General features: G+C 73.1%; 3 protein-coding genes. All 3 read left to right on the plus strand.

What is annotated here, in order from left to right:
• Positions 1-384, plus strand: a 384-nt coding sequence (locus ADY01_RS35340) for an FHA domain-containing protein (protein ID WP_049580955.1), incomplete at its 5' end; no start/stop codon positions are given.
• A gap of 9 nt (positions 385-393) precedes the next feature.
• Positions 394-891: an FHA domain-containing protein FhaB/FipA gene (locus ADY01_RS35345; RefSeq protein WP_049580956.1), complete on the plus strand. Its 498-nt coding sequence runs from the start codon at positions 394-396 to the stop codon at positions 889-891.
• A 40-nt stretch (positions 892-931) separates the two neighbouring features.
• Positions 932-1,789, plus strand: an 858-nt coding sequence (locus ADY01_RS35350; protein WP_049580957.1) for a PP2C family protein-serine/threonine phosphatase, incomplete at its 3' end; no start/stop codon positions are given.

The following is a 1,789-nucleotide window of genomic DNA, read 5'->3' on the forward strand; positions in this document are numbered from 1 at the left end:
GCGCCCCACCCACCCCGCCCCCCGCGCCCCCCCCGCGCCCCCCCCTGCCCCCCGCCCCGCCCGCCCGGCGGGGCCGCGCCCTACGGCCGCCCGGCCTACGGCCGCGTCCGCCGCTGGATCGAGATCAACGGCACCCGCCACCAGATGTCCCGCCCCAGCCTGGTCATCGGCCGCTCCACCGAGGCCGACGTGCGCATCGACGACCCGGGGGTCTCCCGCAGGCACTGCGAGATCCAGGGCACCGACCCGGCCACCGTGCGCGACCTCGGCTCCACGAACGGCATCGTGGTGGACGGGCAGCACACCAAACGCGCTACGCTCCGCGACGGCTCGCGGATCGTCGTGGGCAGTACCACCGTCATCTACCGGCAAGCCGAAGGGTAAGCGGGGGCAATGTCAGAGCTGACCCTGACGGTCATGAGGCTGGGCTTCCTGGCCGTCCTGTGGCTGTTCGTCATCGTCGCCGTGCAGGTGATCCGCAGCGACCTGTTCGGCACCCGCGTCACCCAGCGCGCGGTCGCCCGCCGCCCCGAGCAGGCGGCCCCCCAGCCGCGCCGCCCGCAGCAGCCCGCGCCCCGCGGCCGCCAGCGCCGCGGCGCCCCCACCAAACTCGTGATCACCGAAGGTTCCCTCGCCGGAACCACTGTCGCCCTCCAGGGCCAGACCATTACGCTCGGCCGGGCACACGACTCGACCATCGTGCTGGACGACGACTACGCCTCGGGGCGCCACGCGAGGATCTACCCCGACCGTGACGGCCAGTGGATCGTCGAGGACCTCGGTTCGACCAACGGCACCTACGTGGACCGGGGGCGGTTGACCACCCCGATCCCCATCGCGCCCGGAACGCCGATCCGCATCGGCAAGACGGTCATCGAGCTGCGGAAGTAGGGCCGACCACTATGACGACCGGAGGGTGGGCGAGGCGCGCATGAGCCTGACACTGAGATTCGCCGCCGGATCCCACACCGGCATGATCCGCGATCACAACGAGGACTCCGGCTACGCCGGGCCCCGCCTGCTCGCCATCGCGGACGGCATGGGCGGCCAGGCCGCCGGGGAGGTGGCCAGCTCCGAGGTCATCTCCACCCTCGTCCAGCTCGACGACGACATCCCCGGCTCCGACGTCCTCACCTCGCTCGACCACTCCGTCCAGCGCGCCAACGACCAACTGCGCTCGATGGTCGCCGAGGACCCCCGCCTCGACGGGATGGGCACCACCCTCACCGCCCTCCTCTGGACCGGCCAGCGCCTCGGCCTCGTCCACGTCGGCGACTCCCGCGCGTACCTGCTGCGCGGCGGCGAGCTCACCCAGATCACGCAGGACCACACCTGGGTCCAGCGGCTGGTCGACGAGGGCAGGATCACCGAGGAGGAGGCGACCACCCACCCGCAGCGCTCGCTGCTGATGCGCGCCCTCGGCAGCGCCGACCACATCGACGCGGACCTGTCGATCCGCGAGGTCCGCGCCGGCGACCGTTACCTGCTCTGCTCCGACGGCCTCTCCGGCGTCGTCAGCCAGGACACCCTGCGCGACACCCTCGGCGCCTTCGCGGCGCCCGAGGACACCGTGCGCGAGCTCATCGAGCTGGCCCTGCGCGGCGGCGGCCCGGACAACATCACCTGCATCGTCGCCGATGTCCTCGACGTGGACACGCAGGAGAGCGACACCCTCGCCCGCCAGCTCTACGACGCCCCGCAGATCGTCGGCGCCGTGGCCGAGTCCCAGAACCAGCGGTTCGGCGACACCCCGCAGACCCCCGCCTCGCGCGCCGCCGAGCTGGGCCGC

The sequence above is a fragment of the Streptomyces sp. SBT349 genome (genome assembly GCF_001083795.1).
Taxonomy (GTDB): Bacteria; Actinomycetota; Actinomycetes; order Streptomycetales; family Streptomycetaceae; genus Streptomyces.